A 20,829-nucleotide genomic window follows, 5' to 3' on the forward strand; every position below is an offset into this window, starting at 1 on the left:
GAGACCGTCACCGCCGCGACCGAGACGACTCCCGAACCGGAGGCGGCCGCGCCTGCGGAGACCCCCGAGGTCGAACCCCTCGCGGCCGAGGACACCACCCCCGAGACCGTCACCGCCGCGACCGAGGCCACCCCGGAGCCGGAGACCGTCACCGCCGCGACCGAGACGACTCCCGAACCGGAGGCGGCCGCGCCTGCGGAGACCCCCGAGGTCGAACCCCTCGCGGCCGAGGACACCGCCCCCGAGACCGTCACCGCCGCGACCGAGACGACTCCCGAGCCGGAGGCCGACCCGGTCGAGCCGGTCGAGCCGGTCGAGCCGGTCGAGCCGCAGGACAACGCCCCCACCGACAACGCCACAGCCGCGGAAGAGGTGACCCCGGAGGCCGCCCCCGTCGAGGACACCGCCCCCGACGCGGACATCGTCGCCGGGCCGGCGACCCCGCTCGCGCGGGTCAAGGCGCGGGCGCCGCGGGTCGTCGACGCGTACAAGACCGCCGGCGCCGCTCTCAAGAAGGCCGGGCTCACCGGCGCCCGCGCGCGGGTGTACCTCGTGCTCGACCGGTCCGGATCCATGCGGCCCTTCTACAAGGACGGCAGCGCCCAGCGCCTCGGCGAGCAGGCGCTCGCCCTCGCCGCGCACCTCGACGAGCGCGCCACCGTCGACGTCGTCTTCTTCTCGACCGAGATCGACGGCACCGGCGAGCTCACCCTCGACGCCCACGAGGGCCGTGTCGACGAGCTGCACGCCGGGCTCGGCCGGATGGGCCGTACGAACTACCACCTCGCCGTCGAGGAGGTCCTCGCCCTGCACGCCAAGGCGGCCACGGACGCCCCCGCGTTCGTGATCTTCCAGACGGACGGCGCGCCCGAGTCGAAGACCGCCGCCACCGCCGCCCTCACGGCCGCCGCCGAGCAGCCGGTGTTCTGGCAGTTCGTGGCGTTCGGCGAGCACGACGCCAAGGCGTTCGACTACCTCCGCAAGCTCCAGGCCGGCAACGCCGCCTTCTTCCACGCGGGCCCGGCGCCCGCCGACCTGCCGGACGCCGAGGTGTTCCAGGGGCTCCTCGCCACCTGGCGCCCCTGAGGGACCACGATGACGCCCGACGGCCGGGCCGCGCACACACCGCGCGGCCCGGCCGTCGGGCGTCATCGGGCATCATCGGGCGGCCCGCCCTTATGCGTGTGAGTTGATCTCCGCCGGGCCGATAGGATTTCGACCATGGCGGCCACTGGATCCGAGAAGCAGGGGGCGAAGGCGTACTACGTCTCGACCCCCATCTACTACGTCAACGACGCTCCTCACCTGGGCCACGCCTACACGACCGTCGCAGGCGACGTGCTCACCCGCTGGCACCGTCAGCGCGGCGAGAAGGTGTGGTACCTCACCGGCACGGACGAGCACGGTCAGAAGATCATGCGCACGGCCGAGGCGAACGACGTCACGCCCCAGGCATGGTGCGACAAGCTCGTCGAGGAGGCGTGGAAGCCCCTCTGGGAGCACCTGAACATCGCGAACGACGACTTCATCCGCACCACGGAGAAGCGGCACACGGACCGTGTGCAGGAGTTCGTGCAGGACCTGTACGACAAGGGCGAGATCTACAAGGGCGGGTACGAGGGCCCGTACTGCGTGGGCTGTGAGGAGTACAAGCTCCCCGGCGACCTCATCGAGGCCGAGGACGGCACCAAGCTGTGCCCGATCCACAAGAAGCCGGTGGAGATCCTCAAGGAGGAGAACTACTTCTTCAAGCTCTCCGAGTACGGCCCGAAGCTGCTCGACTTCTACGCGGCGAACCCGGACTTCATCCAGCCCGAGTCCGCCCGCAACGAGGTCGTGAACTTCGTCAAGCAGGGCCTTCAGGACCTGTCGATCTCGCGCTCCACCTTCGACTGGGGCGTCCCGGTCCCGTGGGACGAGAAGCACGTCATCTACGTGTGGGTCGACGCGCTGCTCAATTACGCGACGGCGGTCGGCTACAACGAGAACCCGGCGAAGTTCGAGAAGACGTTCCCGGCGAACGTGCACCTGGTCGGCAAGGACATCCTGCGCTTCCACGCGGTGATCTGGCCCGCGATGCTGATGGCGCAGGGCCTGCCGGTCCCGGGGAAGGTCGCGGCCAACGGCTGGCTGATGGTCGGCGGCGAGAAGATGTCGAAGTCGAACCTGACCGGCATCAAGCCGCAGGACCTGACCTCGCACTTCGGCGTGGACGCCTACCGCTGGTACTTCCTGCGCGCGATCGCCTTCGGCAGCGACGGTTCGTTCTCGTGGGAGGACTTCACCGCCCGCTACACCTCCGAGCTGGCGAACGACTACGGCAACCTGGCCTCGCGCGTCGCGGCGATGGTGGGCAAGTACTTCGGCGGCGAGCTGCCGGCGGCCACGGCCGCCGGGGACGCCGAGAAGGCCGTCCAGGACGGTCTGGCCAAGGCGGTCGCCGAGGCCGACCGGAAGATCGGCGAGGAGCTGGACTTCCAGGGCGGCATCCTGGCGATCTTCGACTTCGTGAAGCAGGTCAACGGCTACATCACGGAGCAGGAGCCCTGGAAGGTCGCCAAGGACGATTCGGACGAGGGCCGTGCCCGCCTGGCGACGATCCTCTACACCGCCGCCGAGTCCCTGCGCGCGGTCGCGGTCCTGCTGAACGCGGTGATGCCGGAGACGTCCCAGAAGCTGTGGGAGTCGCTCGGCGCCGAGCCGGTCCTCGGCACGCTGGCCGACCAGCGGGTCCAGGACGCGGGCGAGTGGGGCAGGCTCCCCGCCGGCGTGACGGTGACGAAGGGCGCGGTGCTGTTCCCGCGCCTGGAGGAGAAGCCGGAGGCGTAAGGACGCGGTACACCCGACGAGGGGGCCGGACCCACAGGGGCCGGCCCCCTCTCGCGTGCCCGCGCCGGGAACGCGGAGCGCCCCCGGCCATCCGGCCGGGGGCGCTCCGAGAAACGGGCGGTGCTACTTGGCCTTGTCCTCACCGGACTTGGCGACCGGCTTGCGCAGCGCGATGTTCAGCTCGCGCAGCCGGGCCTCCTCCAGCTCCGTCGGGGCGCCCATCATCAGGTCCTGCGCGTTGCCGTTGAGCGGGAACGCGATGGTCTCGCGGATGTTCGGCTCGTCGGCGAGCAGCATGACGATGCGGTCGACGCCCGGGGCGATGCCACCGTGCGGCGGGGCGCCGAACTGGAACGCGCGCAGCATGCCCGCGAACTCGCGCTCGACGGTCTGACGGGAGTAGCCCGCGATCTCGAACGCCTTGAACATGATCTCGGGCTCGTGGTTCCGGATGGCGCCGGAGGACAGCTCGACGCCGTTGCAGACGATGTCGTACTGCCAGCCCAGGATGTCCAGCGGGTCCTGGGTCTCCAGGGCCTCCAGGCCGCCCTGCGGCATCGAGAAGGGGTTGTGCGAGAAGTCGATCTTGCCGGTGTCCTCGTCCCGCTCGTACATCGGGAAGTCGACGATCCAGCAGAACCGGAAGACGTTCTCCTCGAAGTGGCCGGCGCGCTTGGCGGCCTCGACGCGGACCGCGCCCATGATCTTGGAGACCTCGTCGAACTCGCCCGCGCCGAAGAAGACCGCGTGGCCGGGGGCGAGGGAGAGACGCTCGGTGAGGACCTTGACGTTCTCCTCGGTGAGGAACTTGGCGATCGGGCCGGTCAGGGCCCCGTTGTCGCCGACCCGGACCCAGGCGAGGCCCTTCGCGCCGTGCTCGACGGCGAACTCGCCGAGGCCGTCGAAGAACTTCCGCGGCTGGGCGGCCGTGTCCGGCACGGGCAGCGCGCGGACGTGCTTGCCGGCGAACGCCTTGAACTCCGAGCCCTCGAAGACGTCGCTGATGTCGACGAGCTCCAGCTGCGCCCGCAGGTCCGGCTTGTCGGTGCCGTACTTCAGCATCGACTCGCGGAACGGGATGCGGGGGAACGGCGAGGTGACGTGCCGCCCGCCGCCGAACTCCTCGAAGAGCTCGGTCATCAGCTTCTCGATCGGCTGGAAGACGTCCTCCTGCTCGACGAAGCTCATCTCGACGTCGAGCTGGTAGAACTCGCCCGGCGAACGGTCGGCGCGGGCGTCCTCGTCGCGGAAGCAGGGCGCGATCTGGAAGTAGCGGTCGAAGCCGGAGATCATGAACAGCTGCTTGAACTGCTGCGGCGCCTGCGGCAGGGCGTAGAACTTGCCGGGGTTCAGCCGGGACGGCACCACGAAGTCACGCGCGCCCTCGGGGGAGGTGGCGGTCAGGATCGGGGTGGCCATCTCGTTGAAGCCGAGGGCCGTCATCTTGTGCCGGATCGCGGAGATCACGGCCGTGCGCAGCATGATGTTGCGGTGCATGCGCTCGCGGCGCAGGTCGAGGAAGCGGTACTCGAGGCGTCGCTCCTCGCCCACACCGTCGTCGGTGTTGATCTGGAACGGCAGCTGCTGCGCCGCGCCCAGGAGCTCCACCGCGGACACCTCGACCTCGATCTCGCCGGTGGGCAGGTCGGGGTTGACGTTCTCGGCGCCGCGGGAGACGACCTTGCCGTCGACGCGGACGACCGACTCCTTGTTCACCTTGTCCAGGGCCTCGTAGGCCTCGGTGCCCGGGCGGGCGACGAGCTGCGTGATGCCGTAGTGGTCACGCAGATCGATGAAGAGGATGCCGCCCAGGTCTCGGCGATTGTGCAGCCAGCCGCTCAGCCGGACGTCTGCGTTGACGTCAGAGGCGCGGAGCTCGCCGCAGGTGTGGGACCTGTACCGATGCATCGTCGTTCATCCAGTCTTGGAGAGTCGGGGGTGGGCAACCTTTGCAAGGTTACCGCCCGGCTCCCCCGCAGCCCATTGACATAGACGTGACAGCGTCACACCGGTCGGCCCGTCGCAGGCCCGGGAGGACGTGTGCGGCCCTCGGGCACCCCCTCCGGCGCGTCATGTCCGGCGGGGCCGGAATATGGTGAGGCAATGCGCACGGAGGACGTTCTGGCAGCCGTCGCCACCGGCCTGTGGCGCTGGGACGACGCGGCCGGCACGGTCACGCTCGACGCGGAGGCCGCCCGGCTGCTGGAGCTGCCCCCGGAGCCCGGCGACTACTCGGAGTCCGCCGTACGGTCCCGCTTCCACCCGGTCGACTGGAACGAGGTCAACGGCATCGTCGCCCTGGCGATCGCCGAGGACACCCTCGCCGAGGCGCGGCTGCGCATCGTCGACGGCGCGGGCCGGGTCCTGCGCACCGTCCGCAGCCGCAGCAAGCCCGTCCTCGACGGCGGGCACTACCGGCTGATCGGCACGATCCAGGAGGTCACCGAGCCCAAGCCGAGCGCCACCGCCGCCCAGACGTCGATCACCGGCGACTGGCGGCGTTCCCGCGAGGCGTTCCTGCTGGACGCCGGCCGCGCGCTGGCGGAGGCACGTTCCACCGCGGAGGTCCTGCGCGTCGCCGCGTCCCTGTCGATGCCCGGCTTCTCGCCCGACGGGCTGGCCGTCTTCGGTGTCGGCGGCGACCGGCTGACCATCATCGGGCACCACGGGCACAGTGCGGGAGACGACGAGCCCTTCGCCGACCTGCCGCTGGACACCGACTACCCGGCCTCCGAGGTCGTCCGTACCGGCCGGGCGATCTACCTGCCCACACCGGACGACTACCGCCGCCGCTATCCCGTCACCTGGCCGCTCGCCCGGCGCTTCGGCCGCCAGTCCTGGGCCTTCCTGCCGCTGATCGTCGCCGGACGCACCATGGGCGCCTGGATGGCCGCCTTCCGCCATCCCGTCGCCTTCACGCCCGACGAGCGCTCGGTGCTGACCACGGTGGCCCGCATGCTCGCCCAGGCGCTCGCCCGCGCCGGGGTCGCCGAGTCCGAACGGGAACTCTCGCTGGGCCTCCAGCGCTCGATGATGCCGACACTCGGCCCCGACATCCCCGGCATGACCGTGGCCGCCCGGTACGTCCCCACCGGCGGCGGTCTCCAGGTCGGCGGTGACTGGTACGACATGATCCCGCTGCCGTCCGGACGGGTGGCGATGGTCATCGGCGACGTGCAGGGCCACGACGTGCGAGCCGCCGGGCTCATGGGCCAGCTCCGGATCGCCCTGCGCGCGTACGCCTCCGAGGGCCACCGGCCCGACGCGGTCCTCTCCCGCGCCTCCCGCTTCCTGCACGGCGTCACGGACGTCCACGAGACCGGCGACCACGCGGGCCCCCGGTTCGCCACCTGCCTCTACCTGGAGGTCGAGCCGTCCACCGGCATGGTGGAGATCGCCCGCGCGGGCCATCCCGATCCCGCCGTGGTCACCTCCGACGGCACCGTGCTGCTCCGGGCCACCGAGGGCGGGCTGCCGCTCGGCATCGACCCGGACACCGACTATCCGACGACCCGGTTCGTGCTGGAGGCCGGCGAGACGCTGATGATCTGCACGGACGGGCTCCTTGAGACCGGCGGGCACGATCTGGAAACCGGCTGGGCGCGGCTGCGGGGCGTGCTGGAGGAGAACGCGGGCCGGCCCCTGGAGGATCTGGCGGACACGCTCGTCCAGGCCGTCCACGGGCCGACCTCGCACTACACGACCGGGCCGCTCGCCGACCGGCGCGAGGACGACATCGCGGTCCTGCTGCTCACCCGGGAGGCCGGGCCCGTCCGGCGGCCCACCCGGCGCACCGCGATGAGCGTCGCCCAGGCCCAGCCGGAGCGGATCGCGGCGGCGCGGCAGCAGGTGCGCGAACTGCTGCACGACTGGTCGGACGAGGAGCAGGTCGACTCGGCGGCGCTGATGGTCTCCGAGATGATCACCAACGTGCTCGTCCACACGGACGGCAACGCCCTGCTGGCGGCCGAGATCGCCCACGGGGACAAGGGCCGCAGGCTGCGCGTGGAGGTCACCGACCCGAGCGACGAGCTGCCCCACAAGCGCCGTCCCGGCGAGATGGCATCGTCGGGGCGCGGCCTGGTGCTGATGGAGGTGCTGGCGGACGCCTGGGGCGTGGACCCGAGGGGCGAGGGCAAGTCGATCTGGTTCGAGCTCTACGAGCCGGAGGGGCCGGGCTCCCCGGACGGCCCTCCCTCGGTGGCGTAACGGGCCCGCAGCTCACCGATGACGCCGAACGCGGCGGCGGTGACCGGCACGGCGAGCAGCATGCCGAGGATGCCGGCGAGGCCGGCCCCCGCCGTGATCGCCAGCATCACCACGGCCGGATGCATCTGGACCGTACGGCTCTGGATCAGGGGCTGGAGTACATGGCCTTCGAGCACCTGCACGGCGAGCACGACGCCCACGGCCCAGAGAGCGATCACGAATCCGCGGTCGGCGAGGGCGACGAGCACGGCGACCGCGCCGGAGATGAAGGCGCCCAGGTACGGGATGTAGGCGCCGACGAACACCAGCGCCCCGAGCCCCACCGCGCCGGGCACGCGCAGGATCAGCAGCCCGACGGTGATGCACAGGGCGTCGATCAGTGCGATGAAGGTGGTCCCGCGCATGAAGCCCTCGACCGCCTCGAAGGCGCGGCGGGCCATCGCCTCCGCGGTGTCGCCGGTGGAGCGGGGCACGAGGGAGCGCAGGGTGAGGACCGCGCGGTCGGAGTCGCGCAGGAAGAAGAAGACCAGCAGCAGCGCCAGCACGGCGATGGCGATCATCTCGCCGACCACGCTCAGTCCCGAGATCACTCCGGAGGCTGCCGTTCCGCCGAACTTGCTCAGCAGTTCCTTGGCGTTGCCGGCGAGGTCGTCGAGCGAGGTCCCGGCCGCGCCGAAGTGGTCCGCGAGGTCCTGGGCGGCCTGCCGGAGGGAGGCGATGATCTGGTCACCGGTCTCCAGGAGCGCGTTGGCGACGATGTAGACCGCGCCGCCGACGACGGCGAGCACCGCGGCGCACGTCAGTCCGGCGGCCAGCGACCGCTGCACCTTCATGCGCAGCAGCCGCCGGTACAGCGGTCCGAGCAGTGCGGTGCCGAGCAGCGCCAGCAGGACCGGCGTGACGGCCGTCTTGAACGTGACGATCAGCCAGACGAAGACCGCGCCGACCCCGGTCAGCAGCAGCACGACCATGCACCAGGCCGCGAGGCGGCGCACGGGATCGGGCAGGACGGGCCGGACAGGAGGGGTCTGCACGGTACCCAGCCGATCACGGCGGCGCTCGCCCGTCCTGCCGGGACGGGCCAGGGGGGTGACGCGGCGTCAGCCCCCTGGCGGGCGGGCCTCGTCAGGCGACGGTCGGCCCGGACTCCTGCATGCCGTGGACGGCGGGAATCGTGCCGAGCCGGCCCTTCTGGAAGTCCTCGAATGCCTGCTGGAGCTCCTCGCGCGTGTTCATCACGAACGGCCCGTAGTGCGCCATCGGCTCGCGGATCGGCGCGCCGCCGAGGAGCACGATCTCCAGGTCGCCGGTGTGCGAGCCGTTCTGGGCGTCGTCCGCCCAGACGGTCAGCGCACCGCCCGCCCCGAACACCGCGGTCTGGCCCATCTCGACGGGCCGCCGCTCCTCGCCGACGGCGCCGCGTCCGGCGAGGACGTACGCCAGGCCGTTGAAGTCCTCGCGCCACGGCAGTCGGATCTGCGCGCCCGGCCGCAGCGTCGCGTGGATCATCGTGATGGGTGTGTGGGTGATGCCGGGGCCCTCGTGACCATCCATGTCACCGGCGATGACGCGCAGCAGAGCACCGCCGTCGGCCGAGGTCAGCAGCCGGACCTGGCCGCCGCGGATGTCCTGGTAGCGGGGGTCCATCATCTTGTCCTTGGCGGGCAGGTTCACCCACAGCTGGAGGCCGTGGAAGAGGCCGCCGGACATGACGAGCTGCTCCGGCGGGGCCTCGATGTGCAGCAGGCCGGAGCCCGCGGTCATCCACTGGGTGTCGCCGTTCTGGATGGTGCCGCCGCCGCCGTTGCTGTCCTGGTGGACGAAGGTCCCGTCGATCAGGTAGGTGACGGTCTCGAAGCCGCGGTGGGGGTGCCACGGGGTGCCCTTGGGCTCTCCGGGGGCGTAGTCCACCTCGCCCATCTGATCCATCATGATGAACGGGTCGAGGTAGCGGTAGTTGATCCCGGCGAACGCGCGCCGCACCGGGAAACCCTCCCCTTCGAAGCCGCTGGGCGCCGTGGTCACGGCGAGCACCGGCCGGGAGACGGCATCGGCGGGCGCGGCGACGCGCGGCAGGGTGAGCGGGTTCTCGACAGTCACTGCAGGCATGGCGGGACCTCCTTGTGCGACCAGCTTAGTTGAATCCTGAACTTCTTGCCATCGGAAACGACGACCGCCCGGGAGGAATTCCTCCCGGGCGTCCCGGATCCCTGCCTGCCTGCCGGCCGCTAGCCGTACATCCGCCGCATCGCGAAGTCGACCATCTGCTCCACGGCCTTCGCGTCGAAGACCATCCGGTGGTCGCCCTCCATGTCGAGCACGAAGCCGTACCCCGTCGGCAGCAGGTCGATCACCTCGGCGCCGGTGATGACGAAGTACTTGGAGTCCTTGCCCGCGTACCGGCGCAGCTCCTTGAGAGAGGTGAACATGGGGATGACCGGCTGCTGGGTGTTGTGCAGCGCCAGGAAGCCCGGGTTGTCACCGCGCGGGCAGTAGACCTTGGACGTCGCGAAGATCTGCTGGAAGTCCTCCGCCGACATCGACCCCGTCGTGAAGGCCCGCACCGCGTCGGCCAGCGACGGCGGGGACGGCTCGGGGTACAGCGGCTGCTCTCCGTAGGAGGGCTGCTGCGGCACGTACTGCTGCTGCTGTGCGCCCGGGGTCTGGTCGTAGCCGTACATGGGCGCAAGAGTAACGAGTCACAGTTGCCCCCATAGGGGTTGCATCTTATTACCGACGGGTAGCATTATCGAAGCTACTTACTGGTACGTGGACGACAAGTCCATCTTCCGATCATTAACGGAGCCGTCGCCATGGGGCACTACAAGTCGAATCTCCGCGACATCGAGTTCAACCTCTTCGAGGTCCTCGGGCGCGACAAGCTGTACGGCACCGGCCCGTTCGCGGAGATGGACGTCGACACCGCCAGGTCGATCCTCGAGGAGATCGCCCGCCTCGCGGAGAACGAGCTGGCCGAGTCCTTCGCGGACGCCGACCGCAACCCGCCGGTGTTCGACCCGGCCACCAACACCGCGCCCGTCCCGGCCGGCTTCAAGAAGAGCTACAAGGCCTTCATGGACTCCGAGTACTGGCGCCTCGGCCTGCCCGAGGAGATCGGCGGCACCACCTCGCCCCGCTCCCTGGTCTGGGCCTACGCGGAGCTGCTGCTCGGCTCCAACCCGGCCATCTGGATGTACTCCTCCGGCCCCGCCTTCGCCGGCGTCCTCTTCGACGAGGGCAACGAGGCGCAGAAGAAGATCGCCCAGATCGCGGTCGAGAAGCGCTGGGGCTCCACCATGGTCCTCACCGAGCCCGACGCCGGCTCGGACGTGGGCGCCGGCCGCACCAAGGCGATCCAGCAGGAGGACGGCTCCTGGCACATCGAGGGCGTGAAGCGCTTCATCACCTCCGGTGAGCACGACATGGAGGAGAACATCCTCCACTACGTCCTCGCCCGCCCCGAGGGTGCCGGTCCGGGCACCAAGGGCCTGTCCCTCTTCCTCGTCCCCAAGTACCACTTCGACTGGGAGACCGGCGAGCTGGGCGAGCGCAACGGCGTCTACGCGACGAACGTCGAGCACAAGATGGGCCTCAAGGCGTCCAACACCTGCGAGATGACCTTCGGCGACCAGCACCCCGCCAAGGGCTGGCTGATCGGCGACAAGCACGACGGCATCCGCCAGATGTTCATGATCATCGAGTTCGCCCGGATGATGGTCGGCACGAAGGCCATCGCCACCCTCTCCACCGGCTACCTCAACGCACTGGAGTACGCCAAGGAGCGCGTCCAGGGCCCCGACCTGAAGAACTTCGCGGACAAGACCGCGCCCAAGGTCACCATCACGCACCACCCCGACGTGCGCCGCTCCCTGATGACGCAGAAGGCGTACGCGGAGGGCATGCGCGCCCTCGTCCTCTACACCGCCTCCCTCCAGGACGAGATCGCTGCCAAGGAGGCCGCCGGCGAGGACGCCAAGAACCTCGTCGCGCTGAACGACCTGCTGCTGCCCATCGTCAAGGGCTACGGCTCCGAGAAGTCCTACGAGCAGCTGGCCCAGTCGCTCCAGACCTTCGGCGGCTCCGGCTACCTCCAGGAGTACCCGGTCGAGCAGTACATCCGGGACGCCAAGATCGACACCCTCTACGAGGGCACCACGGCCATCCAGGGCCAGGACTACTTCTTCCGGAAGATCGTCCGCGACCAGGGCCAGGCGCTCAACGCGCTGTCCGAGGAGATCAAGAAGTTCCTCGCGGTCGGCACCGGCGGCGACGAGCTCGCCCCGGCCCGCGACGCGCTCGCCAAGGCCGCCGTCGACCTGGAGGCGATCGTCGGCACCATGACGAACGACCTGATCGCCACCGGCGAGGACGTCAAGAACATCTACAAGGTCGGCCTCAACACCACCCGCCTGCTGATGGCCTCCGGTGACGTCGTCGTCGCCTACCTGCTGCTGCGCGGCGCCGCCGTGGCCGCGGAGAAGCTGCCGACCGCGTCCGCCAAGGACGTGCCGTTCTACCAGGGCAAGATCGCGGCCGCGAAGTTCTTCGCCGCCAACGTCCTGCCGGGCGTCTCCGTCGAGCGCGCGCTCGCCGAGACCGTCGACGGCTCGCTGATGGACCTCGACGAGGCCGCTTTCTAGCTCCGCCTCTCGGTCAACCCTGTGCCGCCACCCGACTCGTACGGGTGGCGGCACAGGCGTTCGGGCTGGGTAGCCTGTCGTGCAGGCCGAGAATCCCGTCCATGGGAGGAACCATGACCGCCGACGCAAGGCCCGATGCGCAGCAGCGGGAGCCGGACAGCACCGACGGCTGGACCGAACACCGGCAGCCTGACGGTTCCAAGTGGCCGATGCCCCCCGTGGACGGCTACACCGTGGACGACTACTTCGCACTGGACCTCCCGCCGCACACCGAGTTGATCGACGGGAGCCTGGTCTTCGTGAGTCCGCAGCGTGCTTTTCACTCGCTGCTGATGTTCCTGCTGGAAAAGGGCCTGCGTCACAGCATTCCCGAGCATCTGAGGGTGCGCCGGGAGATGGCCGTCGTGCTCGGCCCGCGCAATGCGCCCGAACCGGATCTGGTCGTCATCAGGGCCGAGGGCGAGACCGGTCGCCGTCAAACCCGCTATGAGGCCGCGGACGTCGTCCTCGCCGTCGAGGTCGTCTCCCCCGACTCCGAGGACCGCGACCGCGACACCAAGCCGCACAAGTACGCCGCCGCCGGAATCCCGCACTTCTGGCGGGTCGAGATGGCCGGCGACCACGACCGGCCCATGGTCTGCACCTACGACTACGACCCCGTCACCAAGGTGTACGTGTCGACCGGCGTCCACCACGACCGGGTCAAGCTGCCCCTCCCGTACGACATCGACATCGATCTGACCGAGTTCGACCGCCTGTAGCGCAGGCGCCGGGCGCACACCCGTCCGACACCCGGAAGACGCACACACGAGCGGCAATCGGCTCAGCCGCACCCCTCGTTAAGGTGAACTCCATGAGCAGCGAACCCCCCCGCTTCGACCGCGGTCACACCGACGACCTCATGTCCTTCCTGACGGCAGCACCCTCGCCGTACCACGCCGTGGCCGAGGCCGCCGAGCGGCTGGAGAAGGCCGGCTTCCGCCGCCTGCTGGAAACCGACGCCTGGGACGGCACCGCCGGCGGCAGGTACGTGCTGCGCGGCGGCGCGCTGATCGCCTGGTACGTACCGGAAGGCGCCGCGGCCCACACCCCCTTCCGCATCGTCGGCGCCCACACCGACTCCCCCAACCTGCGGGTCAAGCCGCTGCCGGACACCGGCTCCTACGGCTGGCGGCAGATCGCCGTCGAGGTCTACGGCGGAACGCTCCTCAACACCTGGCTCGACCGCGACCTGGGCCTGGCCGGCCGGCTGACCCTGCGCGACGGGTCCCACCGGCTCGTCAACATCGACCGGCCGCTGCTCCGCGTCCCCCAGCTCGCCGTCCACCTCGACCGCTCCGTCAACACCGAGGGCCTCAAGCTGGACCGCCAGCGCCACATGCAGCCGATCTGGGGCCTCGGCGACGTCGAGGAAGGCGACCTGATCCGCTTCCTGGAGCAGGAGACCGGCGTCGGCGAGGGCGAGGTCACCGGCTGGGACCTGATGGTCCACGCCATCGAACCGCCCGCCTACCTCGGCCGCGACCGCGAACTCCTGGCCGGCCCCCGCATGGACAACCTCCTCTCCGTGCACGCCGGCACGGCCGCACTCACTGCGGTCTCCGCGTCCCGCGAGCTGCCGTACATCCCCGTCCTCGCCGCCTTCGACCACGAGGAGAACGGCTCGCAGTCCGACACCGGTGCCGAGGGGCCGCTGCTCGGCTCGGTGCTGGAGCGCTCGGTGTTCTCGCGCGGCGGCAGCCTGGAGGACCGGGCCCGCGCCTTCGCCGGAACCATCTGCCTGTCCTCCGACACGGGCCACGCCGTCCACCCCAACTACGGCGAGCGCCACGACCCCACGCACCACCCCCGCGCCAACGGCGGCCCCATCCTCAAGGTCAACGTCAACCAGCGCTACGCCACCGACGGCAGCGGCCGGGCCGTGTTCGCCGCGGCCTGCGAGAAGGCCGGTGTGCCGTGGCAGACGTTCGTGTCCAACAACGCGATGCCCTGCGGCACCACGATCGGCCCCATCACCGCGGCCCGGCACGGCATCGCCACCGTCGACATCGGCGTCGCGATCCTGTCGATGCACAGCGCCCGCGAACTGTGCGGCGCGGACGACCCGTACCTGCTGACGAACGCGCTGGTGGCGTTCCTGGAGGGGTGAGCCGCACGCGTCACCGCCCGGTCGGCCGGCAGGCGAAGCACCTCCTGGCCGGCGGCCCGGCTCCGTGACACGACCTGGTGAAGGGCCTCGCCGAGGCGGCCAAAGCCCGCTGGCCGCCCCGGGACCGCTCCGATCTACTGCGCCGGCCTACTGCGCCGGGTCGTCCATCCCCGCCAGCACGAGCGGCAGCCGGGACGCGCCGTCCGCCGTCACGCGCACCGGGACGCCCCAGTCCTGCTGGTGCACATGGCAGGCGGGGTACTCGTTCGCCGGGTCGTCGTCGCACGACGCCGCCATCGCCGACACGTGCAGCACGCCCTCGCCGACCGCCGGGTCGATCTCCAGCTCCCGGCTCAGGTCGGTCCCCGCGCCCTCCCCCGAGCGCAGCAGCTCGGGCGGGGTGGAGGAGACCAGCAGCCGGGTGGAGGGCCCGTAGCGGGTGTCGAGCTTCTGGCCGGCCGGCGCCTGGAAGACGACGTCCAGCCGGAGCACACCCGGAGCCACGTCGGTCGCGGCGCGCTGGGTGCGGTGCGCGACGGCCTCCACCCGCACGGCCTCCTCCGGCAGCCGCAGCCGGGTCAGCCGGTGCCGGGCCGACTCCACGACCACGATGTCGTCGCCGACGAGCACGGCGCCGCTCGGCTCGCGCAGATCGGTGGCCAGCGTGGTGACCTGGTTCGTCCCCGGGTCGAAGCGGCGCAGCGCGTGGTTGTACGTGTCACTGATCGCGACCGAGCCGTCGGGGAGCGCCGTGACGCCCAGCGGGTGCTGGAGCAACGCCTGACCGGCGTCCCCGTCGCGGTGCCCGAAGTCGAACAGCCCGGTGCCGACGGCCGTACGGACCTGCATGTCCCGGTCGACGAAGCGGACCGCGGAGGTCTCCGAGTCGGCGATCCACAGCCGGTCCTCGGTCGCGGCGAGGCCGGACGGCTGCGCGAACCACGCCTCGGCCGCTGGGCCGTCCACCAGCCCCTCGTTGGTCGTGCCCGCGGCGACCTGCACGGTGCCGGCCTCGGGGTCGTACGTCCACAGCTGGTGCACACCGGCCATCGCGATCCACAGCCTGCCGTCCCACCAGGCCACGTCCCAGGGCGACGACAGCGAGACCTCCAGCGCGGGCCCCGACGTGGGCGACCCCTGCCACCACTGCTTCCCGGTCCCGGCGAGCAGCTCGATCGCTCCGGTCGCGGGGTCGTACGCGCGGATGGCGTGGTTCACGGTGTCCGCGACGGCGACGCGGCCGTCCGGAAGCAGGGCGAGGCCCTGCGGCTCGTTGAACACGCCGTCGCCGATCCGCCGCACGACACTCTCGCCGTCCGGCTCCAGCTCGACGAGCTGGTGCCGGGTCGAGTCGGAGACGAGGAAGTTGCCCGACGGCAGCAGCACCGCCTTGCCGGGGAAGCGCAGATCGGTGGCCACGGGCTCGGGCGCCACATAGGGCCCGTCACCGCGCCGCAGCGTCCCCTTGGCCGCGTGCTCGGCCTCCAGCTCCTCGACGAGCTTCTCGATGGCGTGCGCATGCCCCTCGCCCGCGTGCTGCGCGACGACGTAGCCCTCCGGGTCGATGACGACGAGCGTGGGCCAGGCCCGCACGGCGTACTGCTTCCAGGTGGCGAGCTCGGGGTCGTCGAGGACGGGGTGGTGGACCTGGTACCGCTCGACGGCGTCGACGACGGCCTGGTGCTCGGCCTCGTGGACGAACTTGGGCGAGTGCACACCGATGATCACGACGGTGTCGCGGTGCTTCTCCTCGAGCTCGCGGAGCTCGTCGAGGACGTGCAGGCAGTTGATGCAGCAAAATGTCCAGAAATCGAGGATCACAATGCGTCCCCGCAGGTCCGCGAGGGTGTACTGCCTGTCACCGGTGTTCAGCCAGCCGCCCTTGCCGATCAGCTCCGGGGCCCGAACGCGTGCACGTGTCGCCATGCCCCCATCCAACCTCATGCGCGGGGGTACTCATTCCGCCATGAAATATCTGGTGCGGGACAAGATCTTCGCGATCGGCGACGACTACTGGATCGACGACGAGCACGGCCGCCACGCCTTCCTCGTCGACGGGAAGGCGCTGCGGCTGCGGGACACCCTGGAGCTCAAGGACCCGAGCGGGTACGTGCTGGTCACGCTGCGGCAGAAGCTGCTCAGCCTGCGCGGCGCCATGACGATCGAGCGGGACGGGGCCGTGCTCGCCACGATCCGCCGGAAGCGGCTGTCTCTGCTGCGCAACCACTACCGGGTCACGCTGGCCGAGGGCACCGAGCTGGACGTCAGCGGGCGGATCCTGGACCGGGAGTTCGCCGTCGAGTACGAGGGCGAACTCCTGGCCCACATCTCCCGGCGGTGGCTGACGCTGCGGGACACGTACGGCGTGGACGTCGTACGGGAGGACGCGGACGCGGCGCTGCTGATCGCGGTGGCCGTGTGCGTGATCCGGATGGCGGAGAAAGAGCGCGAGGACGGGTGAGCAGGGGGTGTCCGGTGGATCAGGGCCGGATAGGACGCGGCGTCTGGTGCATGGGGTCTCCCCAGGCCCGCAGGGCCTAGGGGACGCATCGCAAGGCGCCGGAGTGCCCTGATAGCGGAGCTGTTCGGGCATTTCGGCAACGCTGGGGGCACCTCCCGTGCCCGAAGGGCTACGGGGGAGAGGTGCCGTCGCCTGGGGGTACCCCAGGCGAAGCCCTGGGGGAGCGTCGTGGCCCCGGCCAAGATCCGCCGGACGCCCCCTAGGGGGCCGGGCTGGGCGGGACCGGCAGGCCGAGGCGGCGGTCCTTGAGCGCCGGGAAGACCTCGCGGGTCTTGTCCACCTTCGCCGGGTCGAGGTCGACGGTCAGCACCTCCTCGTCGGGACCCGCCTCGGCGAGGACCTCGCCCCAGGGGTCGACGACGATGCTGTGGCCGGCCTGTTCGACGCCCGCGTGCGTGCCCGCGGTGCCGCAGGCCAGTACGTACGCCTGGTTCTCGACGGCGCGGGCGCGGGCCAGCAGGGTCCAGTGCTCGCGGCGGCGGGCCGGCCAGCCGGCCGGGACGACGAGGGCCTGGGCGCCGGCGTCGACGAGGCCGCGGAACAGCTCGGGGAAGCGCAGGTCGTAGCAGGTGGCGAGGCCGAGGGTGAGCGTGCCCGGCACGGCCACGGTCACCAGGTCCTCGCCGGCGCCCATCATCACGGCCTCGCCCTTGTCGAAGCCGAAGCGGTGGATCTTGCGGTAGGTGGCGGCCAGTCGGCCGTCCGGGGCGATGACGAGGGCGGTGTTGTAGAGGGTGCCGTCGCCCGCCCGCTCGACGACCGAGCCGGCGTGCAGCCAGACCCCGGCATCGCGTGCGGCCTCGGCCATCGCCGTGTACGTCGGGCCGGCCGGCGTCTCGGCCTCCGCCGCGAACTGCTGGTACGCGAAGGCTCCGACGGGCCAGAGCTCGGGAAGGATCACCAGTTCGGCGTCCCGTTGTTCGCGCACCAGCGCGGCGACGCGCTGCCTGCGGGAATCGACCGGTTCGTCCGGGTCTACTGCGATCTGGATGAGGGAGGCGCGCACACTACCACCGTCCTGGCATTCGAGCCGTCAACGCGGGCCTACGATCGTCACACGAAAGCACTGCCGGGGTGACGCCCGGCAGCGTAACTTAACTGCCGAGCCTCCCACGCAGCCCAGCAGCCAGCAGCCCAGCCCGCGTACCGAAGAACCGCCGAGGGGTCCCGTGACCGTCCATCCCAGCCTCCAGAACTACGCCGATGCCTGGACCCACGCAGTCGAGGCGATAGCCGAGCTGGTGCAGCCGCTCGCCGAGGGCGAGTGGAACCGTGCCACGCCGTGCCCGGGCTGGTCGGTGCGGGACATCGTGTCGCACGTCATCGGCATGGAGTGCGAGATGCTCGGCGACCCGCGCCCGATCCACTCCCTGCCGCGCGATCTCTACCACGTGCAGAGTGATTTCGCGCGCTACATGGAGATGCAGGTCGATGTGCGCCGGCACCACACCGCGCCGGAGATGACGTCGGAGTTCGAATACGTCCTGATCCGGCGGGCGCGGCAGCTGCGGAACGAGAACCGCTCGCCCGACACCCTGGTCCGCGCCCCGCTGGGAGCCGAGCAGAACCTTGAACTGGCCTACCGGATGCGGGCGTTCGACACGTGGGTGCACGAGCAGGACCTGCGTGTGGCGCTCGGCAAGCCGGGCAACATCGACTCGCCCGGTGCGTATGTGGCGCGGGACTGCCTGCTCGAGGCGCTGCCGAAGGTGGTGGCCAAGGACGCGGGCACGCCGCCGAATTCGGCGGTGGTCTTCGACGTGAGCGGCCCGGTGGAGTTCCTGCGGACCGTGCGGGTGGACGCCGACGGGCGTGGCTCGGTGGACGGTTCGCCGTCGCTCGGCCCGCTGGTGACGTTCGCGACGGACTGGGAGACGTTCTACCGGCTGGCATGCGGCAGGGTGCGGCCCGCGGCCGTTGCGGACCGGATCAAGGTCGACGGGGACGCCGGACTGGCCGAGGCGATCCTGCGGGTCATCGCGGTCACGCCGTGAGGAAGGGTGCGGGGGGCGGGCGGACCCGCCCCCTCCCTCGCCCGGGCCGGGGCCGACCCGCCCGGGCCGCGGCCGCTGGACCGGCACGTGCCGCCCGGGGCCGCGGCCGCTAGACCGGCACATGCACGGCCTCCACGCGGCTCGCCACCAGGCGCTCCCGCTCGCGCCGCACCGTGCGTGCCCGCAGCCGCAGGATCTGCGTCACGCCCAGCGCCTGGAGCACGAAGACGGACGCGAACGCGATCCGGTAGTCGCCGCCGGTCGCGTCCAGCAGCACGCCCACCGCGAGCAGCGTGGTCATCGAGGCGACGAAACCACCCATGTTGACGATTCCGGACGCCGTTCCCTGACGCTCGGGCGGGTTGGCGGGCCGCGCGAAGTCGAAGCCGATCATCGACGCGGGGCCGCAGGCGCCGAGCACGGTGCACAGGGTGATCAGCAGCCACATGGGGGCGGTGTCGCCGGGGTAGGCGATGGTGGCCGCCCACAGCAGGGCGCTGGTGCCTATGGTGCCGAGCGCCAGCGGGGTGCGTGCCGCATGGTGGCGCGCGATGATCTGCCCGTAGACGAGGCCGACGACCATGTTGGACGCCACCACGAGGGTCAGCAGGGCGCCGGCGGTCTCGCGCGTCAGGTGCTGCGCCTCGACCAGGAACGGCATCCCCCACAGCAGCAGGAAGACCATGGCGGGGAACTGGGTGGTGAAGTGCACCCACATGCCGAGCCGGGTGCCCGGCTCGCGCCAGGACGCGGCGATCTGGCGCCGCACGAAAGCGGCTCCCGCGTGCTGGGCGGGCGGGGGCTCGTGGCCCTCGGGGTGGTCCTTGAGGAACAGCACCATCAGCACGAGGACGACGAGGCCGGCCGCCGCGCTGCCGGCGAAGGTGGCGGTCCAGCCCATGCCGTGCAGCATGCGCGCGATGACGAGGGTGGAGACCAGGTTGCCCGCCATGCCGAACAGGGCGGCGATCTGGGCGATGAGGGGACCTCGCCGGGCGGGGAACCAGCGGGTGCCCAGCCGCAGCACGCTGATGAACGTCATCGCGTCGCCGCAGCCGAGCAGGGCGCGGGAGGCGAGCGCCACGCCGTACGTGGGTGAGAGGGCGAACCCGAGCTGGCCGACGGTGAACAGCACCACGCCGATGGTGAGGACCTTCTTGGTGCCGAGCCGGTCGACCATCAGGCCGACCGGTATCTGCATGCCCGCGTAGACGAGCAGTTGGAGGATGGAGAAGGTCGACAGGGCGGAGGCGCCCACGCCGAACCGGTCGGCGGCGTCGAGTCCGGCGACGCCCAGGGACGTACGGAAGATGACGGCGACGAAGTAGACGGCGACGCCGATGCCCCAGACGGCAGCGGCACGACGGCCGCCGGGAGGATCGCCGGGGAGCGACACCTCGGACGACGGCGCGCTCACCGGGCCTCACCCCGGACCAGCACCTTGACGCGGCCGAGATGGGCGCGCACGCATTCGGCGGCGCCGTCCGCGTCACCAGCCTTGATCCTGTCGAGGATCTCGGCGTGCTCGGTGTGGTTTCTGGTGACCCGGTCCGGGAGGGCCTGCATTATCGCGACGCCCATGCGCAGTTGGCGGTCGCGCAGCTGGTCGTAGAGCTTGGAGAGGATCTCGTTGCCGGCGTGCCGGACGATCTCGGCGTGGAAGCAGCGGTCGCTGACGGCGAAGGCCGCGAGGTCTCCGGCGGCGGCGTGCCGCTGCTGCTCGTCGAGGATCTCTTCGAGGCGGGCGATGAACGCGGCGGGCGCGGGCACCGCCTTGCGCACAGCGAAATCCTCGACCAGCAGCCGGGTTTCGATGACGTCCGCGATCTCCTGTGCGGAGACGGCGAGGACCAGCGCGCCCTTCTTCGGATAGAGCTTGATGAGCCCTTCGACCTCGAGCTTGAGGAGTGCCTCGCGCACGGGAGTGCGGGAGACGCCGACGGCCTCGGCCAGTTCACCTTCCGTCAGGAGCGTCCCGCCCTCGTACTGCCGGTCGAGGACTGCCTGCTTGACGTGGGTGTAGACGCGGTCGGCGGCGGGCGGCTGTCGGACGGCAGGGGCTGAGGCGGCAGGCATGCACACAGCATAGATACAACAGACTTCAACCAGAAAGCCCCGTCCGTATCGCGGACCGCGTGCTGTCTCAGCCTCTTGCGCTCTCGGTACAGGCGGGCACGAACGAGCCCCCTGCCCAGGGTCGTTCACGGGCAGGGGGCTCGGTTGCCGCTTCTCACGGGCCCGTGGGCCCGTCAAGCGTCAGAGCAGCGTGTTGTACGTGTTGATGGTCGACTGCTCGCCGGCGTCGACGATCCGGACGCGCGCGGCGTACGGGGCTGCCGCCTTGCCCGTGCCCCGGTACAGCCACAGCGTCCCGGACGTGTCCTGGGCGACCAGGTCGGCCCTGCCGTCGTCGGTGAGGTCGCCGGGTGCGGACATCGCCCGGTAGATCTGCCAGCCGCTGCCGATCCTGGTGCGCGCGGCGAACGG

Annotated in this window: 16 protein-coding genes and 1 pseudogene; 8 read left to right on the forward strand and 9 right to left on the reverse strand. The window is 70.9% G+C overall.

The genetic code is table 11. The features are described 5' to 3' along the window. The coding region (locus ACF08N_RS11295) for a VWA domain-containing protein (RefSeq protein WP_392324357.1) at positions 1-1,086 on the forward strand (1,086 nt) is incomplete at its 5' end. Positions 1,087-1,221: 135 nt separating this feature from the next. After that, positions 1,222-2,829: a methionine--tRNA ligase gene (gene metG / locus ACF08N_RS11300; protein ID WP_392324358.1), complete on the forward strand. Its 1,608-nt coding sequence runs from the start codon at positions 1,222-1,224 to the stop codon at positions 2,827-2,829. Positions 2,830-2,952: 123 nt separating this feature from the next. Here metG and aspS read toward each other — a convergent pair whose 3' ends face one another. Continuing rightward, positions 2,953-4,737: an aspartate--tRNA ligase gene (aspS, locus tag ACF08N_RS11305; protein ID WP_392324359.1), complete on the reverse strand. Its 1,785-nt coding sequence runs from the start codon at positions 4,735-4,737 to the stop codon at positions 2,953-2,955. 195 nt (positions 4,738-4,932) lie between these two features. On the opposite strand from aspS, the gene ACF08N_RS11310 reads away from it, so the two are divergent. Then, positions 4,933-7,038 carry a SpoIIE family protein phosphatase gene (locus tag ACF08N_RS11310; RefSeq protein WP_392324360.1) on the forward strand — a complete coding sequence of 702 codons (2,106 nt, stop codon included), beginning with the start codon at positions 4,933-4,935 and terminating at the stop codon, positions 7,036-7,038. Here the strand turns inward: ACF08N_RS11310 and ACF08N_RS11315 are convergent. From ACF08N_RS11315 to ACF08N_RS11325, 3 genes are all read right to left on the reverse strand, one after another. Continuing rightward, positions 6,987-8,009, reverse strand: a complete 1,023-nt coding sequence (locus tag ACF08N_RS11315) for an AI-2E family transporter (protein WP_392324674.1) — start codon at positions 8,007-8,009, stop codon at positions 6,987-6,989. The two genes, ACF08N_RS11310 and ACF08N_RS11315, sit on opposite strands and share 52 nt — an antisense overlap. A gap of 154 nt (positions 8,010-8,163) precedes the next feature. Further along, entirely contained in the window at positions 8,164-9,147 is a 984-nt protein-coding gene (locus ACF08N_RS11320) for a pirin family protein (protein ID WP_392324361.1), read from the reverse strand. Positions 9,148-9,266: 119 nt separating this feature from the next. After that, positions 9,267-9,719: an SseB family protein gene (locus tag ACF08N_RS11325; protein ID WP_177149390.1), complete on the reverse strand. Its 453-nt coding sequence runs from the start codon at positions 9,717-9,719 to the stop codon at positions 9,267-9,269. A 132-nt stretch (positions 9,720-9,851) separates the two neighbouring features. Here ACF08N_RS11325 and ACF08N_RS11330 point away from each other — a divergent pair, with 132 nt between their 5' ends. The 3 genes from ACF08N_RS11330 to ACF08N_RS11340 all read left to right on the forward strand — a co-directional run bounded on the left by ACF08N_RS11330 (position 9,852) and on the right by ACF08N_RS11340 (position 13,827). Further along, a complete protein-coding gene (locus ACF08N_RS11330) occupies positions 9,852-11,678 on the forward strand; it encodes an acyl-CoA dehydrogenase (RefSeq protein ID WP_392324362.1) in 1,827 nt (608 codons plus the stop codon). 101 nt (positions 11,679-11,779) lie between these two features. Further along, positions 11,780-12,439 (forward strand): Uma2 family endonuclease, encoded by a 660-nt coding sequence (locus tag ACF08N_RS11335; RefSeq protein WP_392324363.1) that lies wholly within the window; start codon positions 11,780-11,782, stop codon positions 12,437-12,439. A 92-nt stretch (positions 12,440-12,531) separates the two neighbouring features. Beyond that, entirely contained in the window at positions 12,532-13,827 is a 1,296-nt protein-coding gene (locus ACF08N_RS11340; protein WP_392324364.1) for a M18 family aminopeptidase, read from the forward strand. Positions 13,828-13,974: 147 nt separating this feature from the next. Here the strand turns inward: ACF08N_RS11340 and ACF08N_RS11345 are convergent, their stop codons facing one another. Next, positions 13,975-15,753, reverse strand: a complete 1,779-nt coding sequence (locus tag ACF08N_RS11345) for an NHL domain-containing thioredoxin family protein (RefSeq protein ID WP_392324365.1) — start codon at positions 15,751-15,753, stop codon at positions 13,975-13,977. A gap of 40 nt (positions 15,754-15,793) precedes the next feature. Between ACF08N_RS11345 and ACF08N_RS11350 the strand changes: the two genes are divergently transcribed. After that, positions 15,794-16,288 carry an LURP-one-related/scramblase family protein gene (locus ACF08N_RS11350; protein ID WP_392324366.1) on the forward strand — a complete coding sequence of 165 codons (495 nt, stop codon included), beginning with the start codon at positions 15,794-15,796 and terminating at the stop codon, positions 16,286-16,288. Positions 16,289-16,547: 259 nt separating this feature from the next. Here ACF08N_RS11350 and ACF08N_RS11355 read toward each other — a convergent pair whose 3' ends face one another. Further along, complete coding sequence (locus ACF08N_RS11355; RefSeq protein ID WP_392324367.1) at positions 16,548-17,354, reverse strand: carbon-nitrogen family hydrolase; 807 nt, start codon at positions 17,352-17,354, stop codon at positions 16,548-16,550. A gap of 163 nt (positions 17,355-17,517) precedes the next feature. Here ACF08N_RS11355 and ACF08N_RS11360 point away from each other — a divergent pair, with 163 nt between their 5' ends. After that, positions 17,518-18,342, forward strand: coding sequence for a maleylpyruvate isomerase family mycothiol-dependent enzyme (locus ACF08N_RS11360; protein WP_392324368.1), 825 nt, complete (start codon positions 17,518-17,520; stop codon positions 18,340-18,342). A 109-nt stretch (positions 18,343-18,451) separates the two neighbouring features. Here ACF08N_RS11360 and ACF08N_RS11365 read toward each other — a convergent pair whose 3' ends face one another. The 3 genes and pseudogenes from ACF08N_RS11365 to ACF08N_RS11375 all read right to left on the reverse strand — a co-directional run. Then, on the reverse strand, positions 18,452-19,759 hold the full coding sequence (locus ACF08N_RS11365) for a nitrate/nitrite transporter (protein WP_392324369.1): 1,308 nt from the start codon (positions 19,757-19,759) through the stop codon (positions 18,452-18,454). Continuing rightward, positions 19,756-20,418 carry a GntR family transcriptional regulator gene (locus tag ACF08N_RS11370; RefSeq protein WP_392324370.1) on the reverse strand — a complete coding sequence of 221 codons (663 nt, stop codon included), beginning with the start codon at positions 20,416-20,418 and terminating at the stop codon, positions 19,756-19,758. Before ACF08N_RS11370 ends, ACF08N_RS11365 begins: the two co-directional genes overlap by 4 nt. 180 nt (positions 20,419-20,598) lie before the next feature. After that, a pseudogene (locus ACF08N_RS11375) lies at positions 20,599-20,829 on the reverse strand (hypothetical protein); the annotation flags it as partial.

The organism is Streptomyces sp. NPDC015127, from assembly GCF_043080095.1.
Taxonomy (GTDB): domain Bacteria; phylum Actinomycetota; class Actinomycetes; order Streptomycetales; family Streptomycetaceae; genus Streptomyces.